The organism is Massilia sp. Dwa41.01b, assembly GCF_014171775.1.
GTDB lineage: Bacteria > Pseudomonadota > Gammaproteobacteria > Burkholderiales > Burkholderiaceae_D > Telluria.
In genome coordinates, this window is record NZ_CP050454.1 from 3,619,813 (window position 1) to 3,635,212 (window position 15,400).

General features: G+C 67.0%; 15 protein-coding genes and 3 pseudogenes. 8 read left to right on the forward strand and 10 right to left on the reverse strand.

The window, feature by feature from the left end; translation table 11 throughout:
- Positions 1-226 precede the first annotated feature (226 nt).
- Positions 227-1,210, forward strand: a complete 984-nt coding sequence (locus G4G28_RS16555; protein WP_182989093.1) for an FHA domain-containing protein — start codon at positions 227-229, stop codon at positions 1,208-1,210.
- 32 nt (positions 1,211-1,242) lie between these two features.
- Here the strand turns inward: G4G28_RS16555 and G4G28_RS16560 are convergent, their stop codons facing one another.
- From G4G28_RS16560 to G4G28_RS29380, 4 genes and pseudogenes are all read right to left on the reverse strand, one after another.
- Entirely contained in the window at positions 1,243-1,893 is a 651-nt protein-coding gene (locus G4G28_RS16560; RefSeq protein ID WP_229425143.1) for a phasin family protein, read from the reverse strand.
- Between the two features lie 298 nt (positions 1,894-2,191).
- Entirely contained in the window at positions 2,192-2,746 is a 555-nt protein-coding gene (locus tag G4G28_RS16565) for an NADPH-dependent FMN reductase (protein WP_182989094.1), read from the reverse strand.
- A gap of 76 nt (positions 2,747-2,822) precedes the next feature.
- Positions 2,823-3,020 carry a hypothetical protein gene (locus tag G4G28_RS16570; protein WP_229508101.1) on the reverse strand — a complete coding sequence of 66 codons (198 nt, stop codon included), beginning with the start codon at positions 3,018-3,020 and terminating at the stop codon, positions 2,823-2,825.
- Between the two features lie 111 nt (positions 3,021-3,131).
- Positions 3,132-4,379 (reverse strand): annotated as a pseudogene (locus G4G28_RS29380) (MFS transporter).
- A 254-nt stretch (positions 4,380-4,633) separates the two neighbouring features.
- Between G4G28_RS29380 and G4G28_RS26635 the strand changes: the two are divergent.
- The 5 genes and pseudogenes from G4G28_RS26635 to G4G28_RS16600 all read left to right on the forward strand — a co-directional run.
- Positions 4,634-4,822, forward strand: a pseudogene (locus G4G28_RS26635) (DUF4287 domain-containing protein); the annotation flags it as partial.
- 209 nt (positions 4,823-5,031) lie between these two features.
- Entirely contained in the window at positions 5,032-6,012 is a 981-nt protein-coding gene (tagH, locus tag G4G28_RS16585; RefSeq protein ID WP_229425144.1) for a type VI secretion system-associated FHA domain protein TagH, read from the forward strand.
- Complete coding sequence (locus G4G28_RS16590; protein WP_183107604.1) at positions 5,993-6,760, forward strand: PP2C family serine/threonine-protein phosphatase; 768 nt, start codon at positions 5,993-5,995, stop codon at positions 6,758-6,760. The genes tagH and G4G28_RS16590 overlap by 20 nt, the downstream gene beginning before the upstream one ends.
- Positions 6,761-6,774: 14 nt before the next feature.
- Entirely contained in the window at positions 6,775-7,632 is an 858-nt protein-coding gene (locus G4G28_RS16595; protein WP_183107605.1) for a serine/threonine-protein kinase, read from the forward strand.
- A gap of 538 nt (positions 7,633-8,170) precedes the next feature.
- Positions 8,171-8,614: a PEGA domain-containing protein gene (locus G4G28_RS16600; RefSeq protein WP_183107606.1), complete on the forward strand. Its 444-nt coding sequence runs from the start codon at positions 8,171-8,173 to the stop codon at positions 8,612-8,614.
- Positions 8,615-8,644: 30 nt separating this feature from the next.
- Here the strand turns inward: G4G28_RS16600 and G4G28_RS16605 are convergent, their stop codons facing one another.
- From G4G28_RS16605 to G4G28_RS16615, 3 genes are all read right to left on the reverse strand, one after another.
- Complete coding sequence (locus G4G28_RS16605) at positions 8,645-9,514, reverse strand: hypothetical protein (RefSeq protein WP_182989101.1); 870 nt, start codon at positions 9,512-9,514, stop codon at positions 8,645-8,647.
- Between the two features lie 53 nt (positions 9,515-9,567).
- The gene (locus G4G28_RS16610) at positions 9,568-10,641 is read right to left on the reverse strand and encodes a hypothetical protein (protein ID WP_182989102.1); all 1,074 of its coding nucleotides are present in this window, start codon (positions 10,639-10,641) and stop codon (positions 9,568-9,570) included.
- Between the two features lie 271 nt (positions 10,642-10,912).
- Positions 10,913-11,935, reverse strand: coding sequence for a tetratricopeptide repeat protein (locus G4G28_RS16615; protein ID WP_182989103.1), 1,023 nt, complete (start codon positions 11,933-11,935; stop codon positions 10,913-10,915).
- Between the two features lie 195 nt (positions 11,936-12,130).
- Between G4G28_RS16615 and G4G28_RS16620 the strand changes: the two genes are divergently transcribed.
- Both G4G28_RS16620 and G4G28_RS16625 read left to right on the forward strand, forming a co-directional pair.
- The gene (locus G4G28_RS16620) at positions 12,131-12,742 is read left to right on the forward strand and encodes a pyridoxamine 5'-phosphate oxidase family protein (protein WP_182989104.1); all 612 of its coding nucleotides are present in this window, start codon (positions 12,131-12,133) and stop codon (positions 12,740-12,742) included.
- 244 nt (positions 12,743-12,986) lie between these two features.
- Positions 12,987-13,337 carry a hypothetical protein gene (locus tag G4G28_RS16625; RefSeq protein ID WP_182989105.1) on the forward strand — a complete coding sequence of 117 codons (351 nt, stop codon included), beginning with the start codon at positions 12,987-12,989 and terminating at the stop codon, positions 13,335-13,337.
- A 118-nt stretch (positions 13,338-13,455) separates the two neighbouring features.
- Here the strand turns inward: G4G28_RS16625 and ispF are convergent, their stop codons facing one another.
- From ispF to G4G28_RS16640, 3 genes and pseudogenes are all read right to left on the reverse strand, one after another.
- Positions 13,456-13,965, reverse strand: a complete 510-nt coding sequence (ispF, locus tag G4G28_RS16630) for a 2-C-methyl-D-erythritol 2,4-cyclodiphosphate synthase (protein WP_182989106.1) — start codon at positions 13,963-13,965, stop codon at positions 13,456-13,458.
- 6 nt (positions 13,966-13,971) lie between these two features.
- A pseudogene (gene ispD / locus G4G28_RS16635) lies at positions 13,972-14,686 on the reverse strand (2-C-methyl-D-erythritol 4-phosphate cytidylyltransferase).
- Positions 14,683-15,399: a hypothetical protein gene (locus G4G28_RS16640; RefSeq protein WP_229425146.1), complete on the reverse strand. Its 717-nt coding sequence runs from the start codon at positions 15,397-15,399 to the stop codon at positions 14,683-14,685. Before G4G28_RS16640 ends, ispD begins: the two are co-directional and overlap by 4 nt.
- Position 15,400 lies beyond the last annotated feature (1 nt).

Consider the following 15,400-nt stretch of genomic DNA (forward strand, 5'->3'; position numbering starts at 1 on the left):
TGCCGGGAGCGTTTCGTGCGCACGAACACGCTGCCCCTGCGCGCCGTGACCTGCGTGCGCGCCTACCGCAAGTTCCCGGGCCTGTACAACTTCACGCTGCTGACCGCCAGCACCGACAACCCCAGGCCAGCCTGCAGAGCCGCCTGGACGTGGCCGGCGTGTCCTTCGACAACGGCATGCGCGTCACGCGTGCTTTCCTCAGCGCGCTCGGGCGCAGCGGGAAACTATGACGGGCCCCTGGTTCATCGAAACCCTTGCGCGCAACGGCGACGTGCTGCACCGTCACCGGGTCGACCGCCTGCCGATCCGGATCGGCCGCGGCTACGACAACGACTACATCCTCGACGATGCCTACGCGGCACCGCGCCACGCGATGGTGGAACTGGGCGAGGATGGCGGCCTGGTGCTGCGCGACCTCGGCACCCGCAACGGCGTCGTGCATGGGAGGACGCGGCGCACATCGCTGCCGGTCGACGGCAACACCGTGGTCCGGCTCGGCCATACCAGCCTGCGCATCCGCGCCGCCGATTTTCCCGTGCCTGCCGAACTGCTCGACCGTACCATGCACGGCTGGGAGGGCGCCCTGCCCGGCCTGGCCGGCACGGTGCTGGTGGCGCTGGTGGCCTTGTTCACGATGTGGCTGGCCGACACCCAGGCCTATCGTCCCTTCCGCTACCTGCTGGCCCTGGCCTATGGCATGGGCGCGGCGCTGGTGTGGAGCGGCCTGTGGGCCTTCGGCAACCGCCTGTTCGGCCGCCATGCGCGCCTCGGGCGGCATTTGTTCATATTCGGCTGCGGCATCGCCGCGCTCATGCTGTTCCGGCTGCTATCGAGCGCGCTCGGCTATGCCTGGTCGATCGAGGTGTTCACGCGCTATGGTTCGCACGTGGCGATCCTGCTGGTGGCCGGGATGGTGTACTTCCACCTGACCACCGTCAAACCCGAGCCGCGGCGCCGCTTTGCGGTGATGTGCGCCGCGCTCGCCGTGCTCGGTTCCGGACTGGTGTTGATCAGCAATGAACAGCGCAATGGCCGCCTTGCCGACGAACTCTACATGTCGGTGCTGCTGCCGCCGGACATGCGGGCCACCCCCGACGGCAGCGTCGACGAATTCATGGCCGACGTGGCGGCCATGAAAGCCGAGCTGGACCGGGAGCGCCAGGATGGGGACGAGAGCGGCACCGACGGGAGGGAGGGTGCTGCAAACTAGGCCGGGACGCCCCCGCCCCCTCCGGTGGCTGCTCAAGCGTTATGCGATGCCCTGCCGGCCTGGCTGCTTTCGCCGCGCGAGCTCAAGCCGCCTGGCGACTGGCCGGAGTTTGCGCCCTGCGAACCGACGCCGATGCCGCCGTTGCCCTGCGACTGGGCGTGACCGTTGCCGTTGCCGTTGCCGTTGCCGCCGGCCTGCGCGTGCCCGTTGCCGCGGCCGGTGAACGGATCGACGAACTGCTGGACGATTTCCTGCTGCTTGCGCAGGCCGCGCTCGGCCTCTTCACTGGTGGTACGTGCAACCTCGTCGGCCAGCGCACGGGCCGTGCGGGCCGTGTTCTGGGCGTGCTGCTCGGTCACGCGCGCCAGTTCGACCTGGGCATCGGCGGCCAGGCGCGAGATGTGCTGCTGGTAGGCGCGCAGCTTCTCGCTGGCGGGCTGGGCGCGCGACGCGGCTGCGCTGAGCAGCTCGGTCTGGCGGTCGGCGGTGAGGAGCTGCTGGCTTGCCAGCGTCGTTTCCTCGAGCATCGTCTGGGCCAGCTTGATGTTCAGGTCGCACATCTGCTGGAAGGATTGGAACAGGGACTTCGACATGTCGTTCACGAAAGCCGTTTGCGCGTCCAGGTGGGTGCGCACTGCCGGGTTAACCGATTGGGAAAATGGATACATGCGTGCCTCGTTCATGGGAAAAGGTTGTAAGTGTGTCCCGGCAGGGCAAGGCAAACTGCGCACCGCCGCCGCCGGGGAATTCGCCCGGAAACGGTAGAGCCCGGTAGCGGCAAGCTGGCGGGTTCAAGCGTTTTCGCGCGAAGCCTCAAGGCTAGGGGAGCACGGCCATAAACGTTTGCGCTAGATCAAAAGTGCGAGCCCAGCGGCCCAGCTTGCCCCGCGGCATCACCCTCCCGCCATCGGCTTCCGCTCGCTCATGTTTCCGTCAGAATCATGCACGCAGGATTGCCCGGCGCGGCACGGACGCCCCCTGTCAGGCGGCATGGCGCTCGATCCAGGCGGCAAAGCTGTCGACGAAGCTCTGCAGGAAGCCGCGCAGCGACTCGTCGGCCAGCCGCTCGCCATCGAACTTGGCCGCGATGCCGCCGAGATAGGCTTCCGGCGCGGGCATGGCCGGCATGTTCAGGAAGGGCAGCGTCTGGCGCAGGTGGTGGTTGGCACCGAAGCCGCCCAGCGCCCCGGGCGACTGGCTGACGATGGCGCAGGGCTTGCCGGTCCAGGCAGCCTTGCCGTAGGGACGCGAACCGACATCGATCGCGTTCTTCAGCGCCGCCGGGATCGACCGGTTGTACTCGGGCGTGACGAACAGGATGGCGTCGGCCGCGCGGATACGGTCGCGGAAAGCGGTAAAGGCCGGCGGCGGCGAGGCGGTCTCGTCGTCCTCGTTATACAGCGGCAGGTCGCGGATCTCGACGATCTCCATCTCGAGCCCTGCCGGCGCCATCTCCATCATGGCCCTGGCGAGCTTCCTGCTGAACGACTCCTTGCGCAGGCTGCCTACGACGATTGCGATTTTTCTCGTTGCCATGGGAATTCCTTTCCTTGTGCGATCGGGAAGTGTCCATACTAACGAGTGCGGCAGGCATGGCGCGCGCGGCTCCCGCTCAGATGCGCCCGCGCCGGAAGGCTGCCAGGAACTTGCGCGCCTGCGCCGCGCTCAATACCTGTACCGCGTCGCCATGCCGGGCGTAGAGGAAAGGCGTGCCGCCGAGGCGGTCGGTGAGCTTGGCGCGGAGCAGGAAGCGGGTACCGGGCGGATATTGTTCGGGGTCGCTCAGGGCGCGCGCGCACTGCACCCGCATCGTCGGCGCGAAGGCCTGCCCGGGCATCGGCGCGATGCGCAAGCGCCCGCTGCGCGGGTCCGGCACCGAGTGCACGGCCACCTCTCGGTAGGCCCGGGGTCGCGCGCCACCTCAGGCCTTCGCCGCCGGCGCCACGCCGCGCGGCACCGGCGCCTCGCGGATCGGCAGGTTGATCGCGGCGGCGGCCAGCGCCAGGGGCGATGTCGGCGTACCACATCCAGCTGTAGTCGCCAAAGCGCACGAAGGACAGGCCGCCCAGCCAGGCGCCGAAGAAGCCGCCAACCTGGTGCGACAGCAGCGTCAGGCCGAACAGCGTGGCCAGGTAGCGCGTACCGAACAGCTTGCCCACCAGGTCCGGCGGTGGGCGGCACCGTGGCCAGCCAGGTAAAGCCGAGCGCCGCGGCCAGCACGTAGAAGGTGAGCGCCGTCTTCGGCGCCAGCAGATACAGGGCGATGATCACGGCGCGGGCAAAGTACATCAGCGCCAGCAGGTTCTTCATCCGGTAGCGCGTCGATAGCGCTCCGGCGGCAAGGCTGCCGGCAATGTTGAACAGGCCGATGAGGCCCAGCGCGGTGCCGGCCACGCCCACCGGCAGGCCGCACAGTGCCACTTCGCCTGGCAGGTGGGTGACCAGGAAGGCAATGTGGAAGCCGCAGGTGAAAAAGCCCGCATGCAGGAACAGGTAGCTGCGGTCGCGCAGCGCCTCGCGCAATTGCTGGGTCAGGCCGATGCCAGCAATCGGCGCGGCGCCCGCGGCGGCGACGCTTCCCGCGGCCGCCCTCCGCCCTTTCATCAGCCAGGCCAGCGGGATGGTCAGCAAGGTGGTGGCGGCCATCGTGAACATGGCGACGATCCAGCCCGGCCCCGCGATGAGGAACTGCATCAGCGGCGAAAACACGAACTGGCCGAACGAGCCGCCGGCATTGATGAAGCCGGACGCGAAGGGACGACGGCAGGGGCAGGCGCTGGGCGGTGGCACCGATCAGGATCGAGAAACTCCCCGCCCCCGCCCCTGCCGCCGAGAGCACGCCCATGGTGAGCAGCAAGCCCCATTCGGAACTGACGAAAGGCGTGGCCGCCAGGCCGCCGGCCAGCAGCAGCGCCCCGAGCACGATCACGCGCGCCGGGCCGTATTTGTCGGCGATCGCGCCGAAGACGGGCTGCGAGGCGCCCCACATGAACTGGCCGACCGCCAGCGCGAAGCTGATGGTGGCCACGCCCAGGCCGGTCGCGCTGTTGAGCGGCGAGAGAAACAGGCCCGTGGTCAGGCGCGCGCCCATCGTGATCATCAGGATCGCGCTGGCGGACAGGATCAGGAGCCAGGCGGCGCGCGGAGACATGTCGGTGTGGGTGGTCATGGTCGTGGAGGTGAGCGCCGCGCGCCGGCGGGCGCGGATCGAAATGAGGATTCTAGCAACGATGTGGCAAGCATGCTGGCGGCCCCCGACACCACCGCGTGCTACTACTGCCAGTTCGGACGTGGCGAATGGACGCTCGAAGAAGCCGAACTGGACGATCCCAGGCATGGAGCGGCCGTTGTGGACGGCTGGGATGGCCTCGTTCGCCTCATCGGGCGCGTTCGACAGTTCTTCGATCATCCATGGAGCGAACAATGAGCGACACAAAAGCGAAAGGCCCGGCATCCTGTTTTCCGTCCATCGAGCAGAAGTATGGCCATCCCATCGCATACTGGCTCGCGCTGCTGCGGCAGAGGGGCGAGCAGAAGCATATGCAGCTGCTCGCATGGCTGAAAAGCGAGCACGGGATGGGCCATGGGCATGCGAACGCCCTGGTAGCGCACCACATGGGGCTGGCATCGGCGCATGGCGCTGCCAACACCTGGCACGCACTCCACAATTGCCGGGCCGCGGAAGCGAGTGTGGTAGCCCAGCCACCAAAGAGACGACGCGACCAACGTCCGGGCCGCCGCCCCTCGCGAAAGGTGCTTTTCCCCCGCAAATCTGGCATTATTGCTGCAAATAAACATCGGGGCGCTCCGCCCACCTTGCCATGCTCAAACTTGAAGTCGCTTCTTACGACAACGCAGCGCCGGCGGCGCCGTTGGCCGCGCTCTTCGGCCGCGAGCGCCTGACGCTCGGGCGTGGTGAGGACAATTTCTTCGTCCTGCCCGATGCGCGCCATGAAGTCGCACGCACCCAGGCGGCGCTCTGGCATGACGGTACGCGCCACCGCATCGTCAACCTGAGCGACGCCATGCCGCTGTCCGTGAACGGCGAGGAACTGGCGCGTGGCCAGGATGCGCCCATCGGTCCCGGCGACCAGATCAGGATCGGGGTGTACCTGATCGGGGCGCACGCCGCGCCGATTGCCTCGAACGAATTGCAGGCGCTGAAAGAGGCCTTCCTGCGCGGCGCCGGCATCGCGCCCGACGCCATTTCGGCCGAGCTGACGCCGCAGATGATGGAAACCATCGGCAAGCTGATGGCTACCTCGATCCAGGGCACGATCGACCTGCTGGCCCTGCGCTCGCTGGTCAGGCAGGAAGTGAAGGCGGACGTGACGATGGTTGTCGTGCGCAACAATAATCCGCTCAAGTTTTTCAGCGACAGCCAGACCGTGCTGACGCAGATGCTGCGCAAGAAGATGCCCGGCTTTATGGAGCCGCTCGAATCGCTGGAAGACGCCTACCTCGACTTGCGGGCGCACCAGATGGGCGTCGTCGCCGGCGTGCGCACCGGCATGCAGGCGATGCTGGCGCGCCTGAAGCCGACCCATATCGACAGTGGCCTCGGCGCCCCCTCGCTGCTCGACAAACTGCTGCCATGGCGGCGCGAAGCCGGCATGTGGCAGGCCTATGCCGGGCAGCATGCGGCCGTGGCCGGCGAATCCCAGGACCAGTTGTTCGGTCCGGCGTTCCTCGAGGCCTACGAGGCCGAAATCGAGCGCGTGAACGCTCATCCCGGTGCCCATCTCACCGTCAACCGCGCACCCGCGTCACGCGCCAACGCACATGTCGTCCCCGCCAAATAAACCAGTCCAGCTCGAGTACGCAGCGATCAGCGAGATCGGCATGCGCTCGTCCAACCAGGATCACATCGGCCTGGCCCAGCGCGACGGCTTGCGCTGCTTCGTCGTCGCCGACGGCGCCGGCGGCCATCACGGCGGCGAGATCGCCTCGCGCGTGGTGGTCGACGCGCTGCTGGCCAGGTTCGACGCCGAAGCGTCCTTTGGTCCCCGCGCCCTGCTCTCCTATGTGGAACACGCCTCCCGGCAGCTGGCGCTGGCGCGCCGGGGCAAGCCTGAACTGGCCGACATGAGCACCACGGTGGCGGCGCTGCTGGTCGACGGAGCCAATGCGCGTGCCGTGTGGGCGCACACGGGCGACACCCGGCTCTACCTGTTTCGCGGCGGGCGCGTGCATGCCGTCACGCGCGACCACAGCCTGACCCAGCAACTGATCGACGCCGGCTATGCGCGGGCCGACCAGCTGCGCGTCCACCCGCAACGCAACATCCTGCTCGCCGCCGTCGGCACCGAGGGCGAAAGCGCCGCCAGCGCGACCGAAACGGCGGTCGACCTCGTGGACGGCGACGCCTTCCTGGTCTGCACCGACGGCCTGTGGGAATGGGTGCTCGAGCACGAGATGGAGCAGGCACTTGCCGCGGCAAGCGACAGCCAGGCCTGGCTGGCGGCGCTATGCGCCATCGCCGACAATGCAGCGGTCCGGTCGGGCGGCAAACGCGACAATTACTCAGCGTACGCGATCCGCGTGCGATGACAGGAACTCATTACATGAACGCAGACACGCGCAGCACAGCCGCGCGGCACATCAACGCCGGATCGGAAAACTGCCTCCCGATCGGCACCCGCCTGTCCGACTTCGAGATCACGGGCGTGCTGGGCGAAGGCGGCTTCGGCATCGTCTATGTGGCCTATGACCACGCGCTGCAGCGCACCGTCGCGATCAAGGAATACATGCCGGGCGCGCTGACGATGCGCGCCGCCGGCGACGCTGTCTCCCTGCGCTCGGAGCGCCACCAGGAGACCTTCCGGCTCGGCCTGAAAAGCTTCATCAACGAGGCGCGCATCCTGGCCCAGTTCGACCACCCCGCACTGGTGAAGGTCTACCGCTTCTGGGAGCAGAACAACACGGCCTATACGGCGATGAAGTTCTACGATGGCCGCACGGTCAAGGACATCGTCACGAACAGCCCGGAGCTGGTCGACGAAGCCTGGTGCCGGCGGGTGACGGAGCAGATCCTGGGCGCGCTCGACATGCTCTACACGATGCGCATCCTGCACCGCGACATCTCGCCCGACAACATCATCGTGCAGGAAAACGGCGACGCCGTGCTGCTCGACTTCGGCTCGGCGCGCCAGATCATCGGCGACGCGACGCGCGGGCTGACCGTCATCCTCAAGCCAGGCTACGCGCCAGTCGAACAGTATGCGGGCGACGCCTCGCTCGAACAGGGCCCCTACACGGACCTGTACGCGCTGTCGGCGGTGCTGTATTTCGCGATCACGAAGACGCCGCCGGCGACCTCGATCGGCCGCATGATCAACGATCCGATCGTGCCCCGGGGGTGCAGGCGCCGGCGGGCTATGGCGCGGCGCTGCTGGCCGCCATCGACAAGGGCCTGGCGGTGATGGCGCAGGACCGTCCGCAGACGATCGACGCCTTCCGCGCGCTGCTGGGCATTGCATCGGGCGGACCGCTGGCTCCGCGAGGTACGAGCGCCCCGCCGCCGAGCCCGGCCCCGGCCCCGGCCCGGCCGCCACCCAGGCCGAGGCGCCAGCCACGCCGGAGAGCGCGCCGGCTACCAGCGACAAGGCGACGCCAGCTCGGCGGCTGAGCGACCAGGTCGCGCCAGCGGCGACACCGGAGACGGCGCCAGTCCAGGCCGTACCGAATTTCACTCCCGCGCCCGACCGGCGCCGCCTGTTCCCGGCGCCGGCGCGGCGGGCCTGCTGGCCATCGGTGCCGCGGGCCTGTATGCGCTGGTGGAATCCTCGCGCCAGGATACGTTCGTGCTGGCGCAACCGCAGCCCCGCCCGCCCGTGGCGGCGCCCGCTCCCTGACCCGGCCACGCCGGCCGCGGCCGCAGCGCCCCTGGCGGACGCGGAGGCGGCCCCGGACAGCGCAGCACCGACGCCGGGCGCTGCCCACGGCTCGGCGGTCGCTGGCGTGGCAAGTCCGATGCCGGTCGACGGCGTGGCAGCTGCAAGCGCGCCTGCGGCCGCGATCCCCGGCGGGAATGGCGGCGCCGCTGCGAACACACCAGCGGCGACGGCCTCGCCCGCAGTCGCCGGCTCGGCTCCGGTCACGACCGTGTTGAACACGGAACTGGCGATGTTGGAGGACACGTCCCCGAGCGCGGCGCAGAAGGCGGACGCCAGGCGTCCGGCCGCGCCGGTGAGCGCGAGCTACAAACTGCGCATCAAGCCCTGGGGCACCCTGTACGTCGACGGCAAACCGCGTGGCGTCTCGCCGCCGCTGAAACAGATCGTGCTCACGCCGGGCAAGCACACGATCCGCGTCGTCAATCCGGGCTTCCCCGAGTACGTGACGACGATCCAGGTCGGCAAGAACAAGTCCGGGGCCATCGAGCACGATTTCGCTGCCCACTGATGGCCGGCGCCTGGCCAGGCGCCCCGTCGTTCACCAGGGCTTGAAGTACACGACCTCGAATACCGGCCCGGTCTTTTCCTGGCCAAGGGCATTCCTGTACGTGGTAATGGCCGAATAGCGGCCTACGAGATCGAAGCCGCCTTCGATGCGCGCGTTGGCAAAGTACGCTTCCTGCAAGGCCTTCGGTACCAGCACCTTGAAATAGTCCGTGCTCTCGGGGACGTTCAGCTGGCGGCCGATGCCGCGCAGGTTGTACACGGCAAGGTTCATCTGGTCGACCTGCGACATCGTCGGCACGGCAAAGAACACCGGCCTGGCGTCGGCATGCTTGATGCGTCCGTGCAGGTAGTACAGCGCGCCGTCGGGCCTGAGCTTGGGCGAGCTGACGATGCCGTCGCCCGGACGGGCGCCATGCACGATCGCCGCTTCCTCGAGGTTATCCGGCTTGACGCGGCCCGACTTCAGGTCGGCATGCCTTTGCGCGATGGCCTGTTGCTTTTCCAGTTCCGCCGTCCGTGCGCGCTCGGCCTGCGCGATGCGCTCGCGCTCGGCCTCCTGCTGTCCCTGTTTGCGGCTGTCGAACGCGGCGGCGAAGTCCGCTTCACAGGTGTCGAAACAACTGGCGCGCAGGGTGCCCGCCTCTTGCCGGACAGCGGCGCAGAACGACGCGATCGTGTCTTCCGGCTCGATGCGGGTGCGCTCCAGCGCCGACTTCATCACGCCCTTGGCGACGTAGGCGTGTCCTTCGCTGCACTGGTTCGATTTGTCGAAGGTATTGGCGAGCCATTTTCCCACTGGGGATGCCTGCGCGCCGAATTCGAGTGGGGATGCCTGCGCGCCGGAAGGGAGCGACGCCGCTGCCAATGCAAGCATGACGGCCGATGTGGTGATGGATTTCATGGTGAGCTTTCGATGATCGTGAAACGCGCCGTGGCGCGCTGCCGGCAGCCGGCTTACTGCGGCGCCGGCGCCGGATACAGGGCAAAGTGCTTCGGCAGCGTGTCGATGCTGCCGGCACGGTCGAACACGCCCAGGTCGCCCGACGCGGTGACCTGGTAGTAGTCGCCATGGGCGCTGCCGATGACGGCATAGCGCCCGTTCGAGCGCGCCCGCAGCAGCTCGCCACGGTCGCCGCTGGCGCAATAGGCGCTGCGGTCCACCTTGTACACCTTGCCGCCCACGCGTTCGAGACTGGTGGTGAGGTTGAAGCCGAAGGTCACCCAGGTGCCGATGATCTCGCGCTGGCGCACCGGCGGCAGCTTCGTCCCGTCGGTCGATCCGATCCCCGGCTCTTTCGCGTCCACGCAGGCATAACGGTCGCCGCGCTCGTCCTTGAGAAGGCGCCGGTTCAGGTCGATCTTGCGCTCGCCATCTTCTTCCATGCGCGCGATCCAGTTGCCGCTCTCCCCCGCCGTCACGCCTGCGGGATACAGGAACAGCTTCGAGCGTGTCATGCGATACGAGCGGCAGGTCTCGCCTATCCTGCCGGCGAGGTGTTCGAGCGCCGCCGTCACCTGGCTTTCGGTCGGGCGCAAGGCCGGGTCCTGCAGCGTGAAGGAGGCATTGACCCAGGACTGGTCCGCCGTATCGCGCGAGAGGTACTCCGATACCGTCACCCCGCCGAGGCCCGGTACCTCGACGGTGAGCTGGGGGTGCAGGGAGTCGGCACAGGTCGGGGTCGCCGCCACCTGGCGCGGCACCGCGTCTTCGCCATCGACAGAGGCGACAAAGCGGCAGCGCCCTTCCGGCTCGACGCTGCACGAGAAGGTCGTCAGGCCAAGCTTCCTGTCGGCGCCGCCCCGGTCTTCCATCACATCGGCGTGACAGTTGCGCGTCGCCTCGTCGGTTGCGCCCTCGTCGCAGTAACGCGGTTCATAGCGGGTCGCGCGGGTTTGCAGGCCGGCGACGTGGGTGACCAGGTTCGCGCGGGCCGTCTCATCGGCGGTCTTCGGCGGCGGCGCGGGCCGGTCGCAGCCCAGCAATGCTGCGCCAAGGAGGAGTGCTGCGACAAATTTCAGGGCTGGCATCGGTATCGTGGAATGATGCATTCCCGGACGCGGGATGGCCAGGATGATGCGGGAGCAGCATCATACTCGATAGTTTCTCTTGCAAAACTATCGAATTCTCGTGGCAACGATTTTTAGTCGCTGAAACGCCTGGGCGGATTCGGCATCTGGAACCGCGCCGAAGCTCGGCCTGGCGGCCGATGGGTGCCAACCGACTTGATCCGGTTGTACGTTTCATGCGCGTTGTGGCCGGACCGGCCGTGGCAATCCGACTGTCCGGCCAGACTGGAACCTATTCAGGCATGCTCGTCGTGTCGGCGGCAGGCCTGGCGCGCTCGAGCGCAGCGGCCACCACGGCAAGCGTGGGGCAGCTCTCGGCATTGCGGACGATGCTCGTTAGATCAGGATAGAGATCCTGGGCCTGTGCAAAAGCGCTTCCGCCCGTTTCGATATCCTCGGGAGCCTGCGCCCATTTCCGGTACAGGGCGGCAGCGAGCCAATAACGGCCAGCGCCGTAGTCCATGATGTCGAGTGCCTGGCGCCCGTGAATGATGGCGCCTTCGAAATCGGCTTTCCAACACAGCAGGAATTGCGCGTAATCGCCGTGGGTCCAAGCCATATGCGGACGGAATGCAATGCGCTTCCTGTACATCGCATCAGCCTCGTCGAGATTTCCGATGTTGAGGTAATACGTGGTCATGCCCACCAGTGCGGCGCTCATGGCCTTGGTGTTGCGTGTCCCGCTAGCGAGCACGCGCCGATAGCGTACCGCTGCGTCTTCATACTTTTCTTCGTCATTGAGCAAGTCGGCCCAGTTGTTCTCCAGCCATGGATCAGTGGTACCTAGTTTTTCCGCCTTTGCCAGTGCAGCTAGCGCGTCCTGGTGTCGCCCCATCAGCTTGTAGAGATGCCCGTATAGCACGAACGCTTCGGCATAATGGGGACGAATGCTGATTGCTTTCTGCAGTGCCGCGTCGGCTGCCTCCAGTGCACCCGGCTTGAAACGCAGTGAATGCAAGTGGCCTTCCAGCATGAAATACCTTGCCATCTCCCGGTATGCGGGAGCATAGCGAGGATATACCCTCAGTACCTCTTCCAGTTCCTTCCGCACCGCTACCAGCGCTTCGCCATCGCCGTGATATTCGTCGATCAGGTTCACAGCGCGGTCGAACTTCGCGGCATAGGATCGCTTCAATGGAGCGGGTTCGGCAGCCGTTGCGCTTGCGAGCACACAGGCGAACAGCGCCGCAGCGGCGAGACATTTCTTCATATAGATCCAGGTAAAATCCTGCAGGTTATCAGTAGTTTCTGCCAATATGGTAACCTAAAGTAGACTACAGTTAACCATCACTACAGTTGCGCCGGTTCGTTGAAGGCGGGCAGCAGCCTTGCCAGCGCTGATAGCGGATACAAGCTCACCTTCAAGCGCGCTAGCGCCCCGTCCGCCCTGGCATGCCATCTGGTGTACTCTTGCGTAGTCCTTCGATTCCACCGTCTCCCGGTGCCGCCCATGTCCAGCCATTTGATCACCGACCTTGCCGCGCTCGAGTCACTGTTCGGCCCGGTCGCTCCCCCATCCATCGCCAAGGAAACCGACCGTCTGCATCCGGTGTATGCGCGCTGGATCGAACAGGCGCGCTTTGCCCTGCTGTCAACCAGCGGGCCGCAAGGCCTGGACGTGTCGCCCCGGGGCGACGCGGGTCACCTGGTGCGCATCGTCGACGAACACACCCTGCTGCTGCCCGAGCGGCGCGGCAACAACCGCATCGACAGCCTGCGCAACCTGATTGCGGACCCACGCATCGGCTTGCTCTTCCTGATCCCGGGTGTAGGGGAAACCCTGCGGGTGCGCGGCCAAGCGGAAATCAGCGTCGCGCCGGACCTGCTTGATTCGTTCGCGGTGGAGGGCAAGCGGCCGATCTGCGTGCTGCGCGTCGCCGTCGAGAAGGTATTCTTCCAGTGCGCGCGCGCGATCCTGCGCTCGCGGCTCTGGCACGTGGACGAGCACGACAGGTCGAAGGTTCCGACGCCTGGCAAGATGCTGGCGGAACTGACTGCAGGCTTCGACGGCGACAGCTACGACCGTGCCTTGCCGCAGCGCCAGCGTGACTCCCTCTATTGACACCCAGCCGCCGGGCTGCGCCTGGAGGTGGGAAGAATCATGTTCCGCGGAAGCGGATCGGAACGAAAGGATGGTCATGCGCCTGCCGCAACGAGCAGCACTGCTTGCCGTGGTCCTGGGGGGCAGTCCTGTCGGGGCGTGGCCCGCGCCGGCGCCCGAGCCTGTAGTTGCTCCCGCCAAGCGCAATGTGTGCAAACCCTGTGTCATGCCGAGCCTGCCTTCTCCCCTGCCCCGGCGAGGAGCCGTGCTGTCGTACGGCGCGGTCAACAGCCAGGTGTCGACCTGGTACGCGGTCGACCTGGATCGCGGAGAAGCAACGCGCATGCTGGCTCGCCTCGACCGCAGCATGGGCAAGCACGGCGTGCTCGAGCGCGTCACGGGGCGCTTGTCCGCCGCGCAATCGTCGGCGCTGTCGCAACTGACCGCCCGCATCTGGGCGAGCAGCAACCCGCTGCCGACGCAGATGGCGACCGATGTCGTCTGGGATCTGTGGCTGCTGGACGGCGGTGATGTGCGACGGGAGTTCGGTCCGGGCCGGCCCGCTGGCATGGCCCAGGATCTTGCCCGGACCATGCAGGAAGTGGTCGGGCTGTAGAACGCGGCTGTCCAGGAAAACGTTCCGGACTAGCAGACTCATGTAGCGTGGGCGCGAGAGCCCAGCCTACGCAAGCCGGGGTCGCAAGGCTTCGGAAGAATGGATGGCGCAGCGCCAGCTACGCGGCCTTGATCAACAAAGCCACGGCCTCGGCCGCCATGCCCTCTTCCCGCCCCAGGTAACCCAGCTTCTCGTTGGTCTTGGCCTTGACATTCACCTGCTGCGGCGACACGCCCAGGTCTTCGGCGATGCGCGAGACCATTTGCGGGATGTGCGGCGCCATCTTCGGCTGCTGGGCAATGATGGTGGCGTCGACGTTGCCGATGGTGTAGCCGGTGGCGAGCACGCGGTTGGCCGCCTCGCGCAGCAGCACGCGCGAATCGGCGCCTGCGAACATGGGGTCGGTGTCGGGGAAATGCTTGCCGATGTCGCCCGGGGCGGCCGCGCCCAGCAGCGCGTCGATGATCGCGTGCAGCAGGACGTCGGCGTCCGAGTGGCCGAACAGGCCGAGCCGGTGCGGGATGGTCACGCCGCCGACGATCAGCTTGCGGCCCTCGACCAGCCGGTGGCAGTCATAGCCGGTGCCGATGCGAAACGGCGGGGTCGGGTTGTAGGATGCGAGTGCCATGATCGGTTACAGTAATTCGGGTTGGGCGGTCGCCAGGTACATTTCGGCGATGCGCACATCGCCCGGCAAGGTCACCTTCATGTTGCGCGGATGGCCTTCGACCAGTTGCGGCGACAGGCCGAGCGCCTCCACGGCGGAGGCGTCGTCGGTGACCTGGCGCGGGTCGCGCGCCGCATTGCTCACAAAGTCAAGGGCGTCGCGCAGCAGCTTGTAGCGGAACATCTGCGGCGTCTGCGCCAGCCACATCCCTTCGCGCGAGACGGTGCCGACTTCGCCGGCGATGCTGCGCTTGACGGTGTCGACCACCGGCAGCGCGAGCAGGCCGCCGACCGGGTGTTCGCCCGTGTTGGTGATCAGCTTCTCGATCAGCGCTTCGTCCAGTCCCGGGCGCGCGGCGTCGTGCCAGCACCCAGTCGTTCTCGCGCAGGGTGCCAGCCAGGGCCGCGAGGGCGTTGCGGACAGTCTCCATGCGGGTGGCGCCGCCGCAGCGCAGCACGGTCACGCCATGGCTGGGCACGACACTGTCGATGACCGGGTCGTCGGCGCTGACGACGACATAAGTATGGGCGATGAGTTCGCTGAAGAGGAAGGCGTCGATGGCGTGGCGCAGCATCGGCTTGCCGCCGATTTTCAAATATTGCTTCGGCCCGCTCGCAGCCATGCGTGCTCCGACGCCGGCTGCGGGAATGAGGGCGAAATACCGTGGTGCTTGAGGATTCATGTTTTTGTGCGTGTGCTCTTGTTCGGTTTTGCCGGTCTGATAAGAGACTGTACCTCACCTGCGCAAACTTTGCCGAGACGCGCGTATTCAATCGGGGTATCGATTGCCGCCTGTAAACGCTCGACTTTGCCCATTTCCGTCTTGATGAAGGGCATCCAGGTGCTGTCGATTTCGCGCTGCAACAAATCGCGGGCGCGGCCGGCGGGTGCGTACAGCGGCTTGCCCCCGAAGCGGCGGGTCAGCGCGTCGCCGACCGTCTTTTCAGCGCTGGGCAGGAAGCGCAGGTAGGTGTCGAGGTGGCGCATCTCGTGCGCCAGGATTTCGCGGTAGGCGCAGCTGCCCGGCGCGAACTCGCGCCCGACGTAGATGACGATCTGGGGGTAGACCAGCTTGACATCGAGCTGGGGCATGACGCATTCGTAGCCGCTCAGCGGGTCGCGCAGCATGCGCCCGCGGATGCCGATGTTCACGCGCGACTCGGTGCGCGTCAGGCCCAGCACATAGCTGCCGGGCGCACGGTCGCCCTTCAGGCGGGAAAGGCCATGGAAGGAATAGCTGTTGTCGACGCGGTAGCCGTTTTGCTGCGAGGACAGTGCGGCCACGCCGGTGCCGATGCTGTCCTCGCAGCGCGCCTGGAAGGCGGTGCGTGCCTGTGCGCCCGTGGCCGCCATCATGCAGGCCAGCGCGCAGGCCGACACCCGCACGGCTTTCATT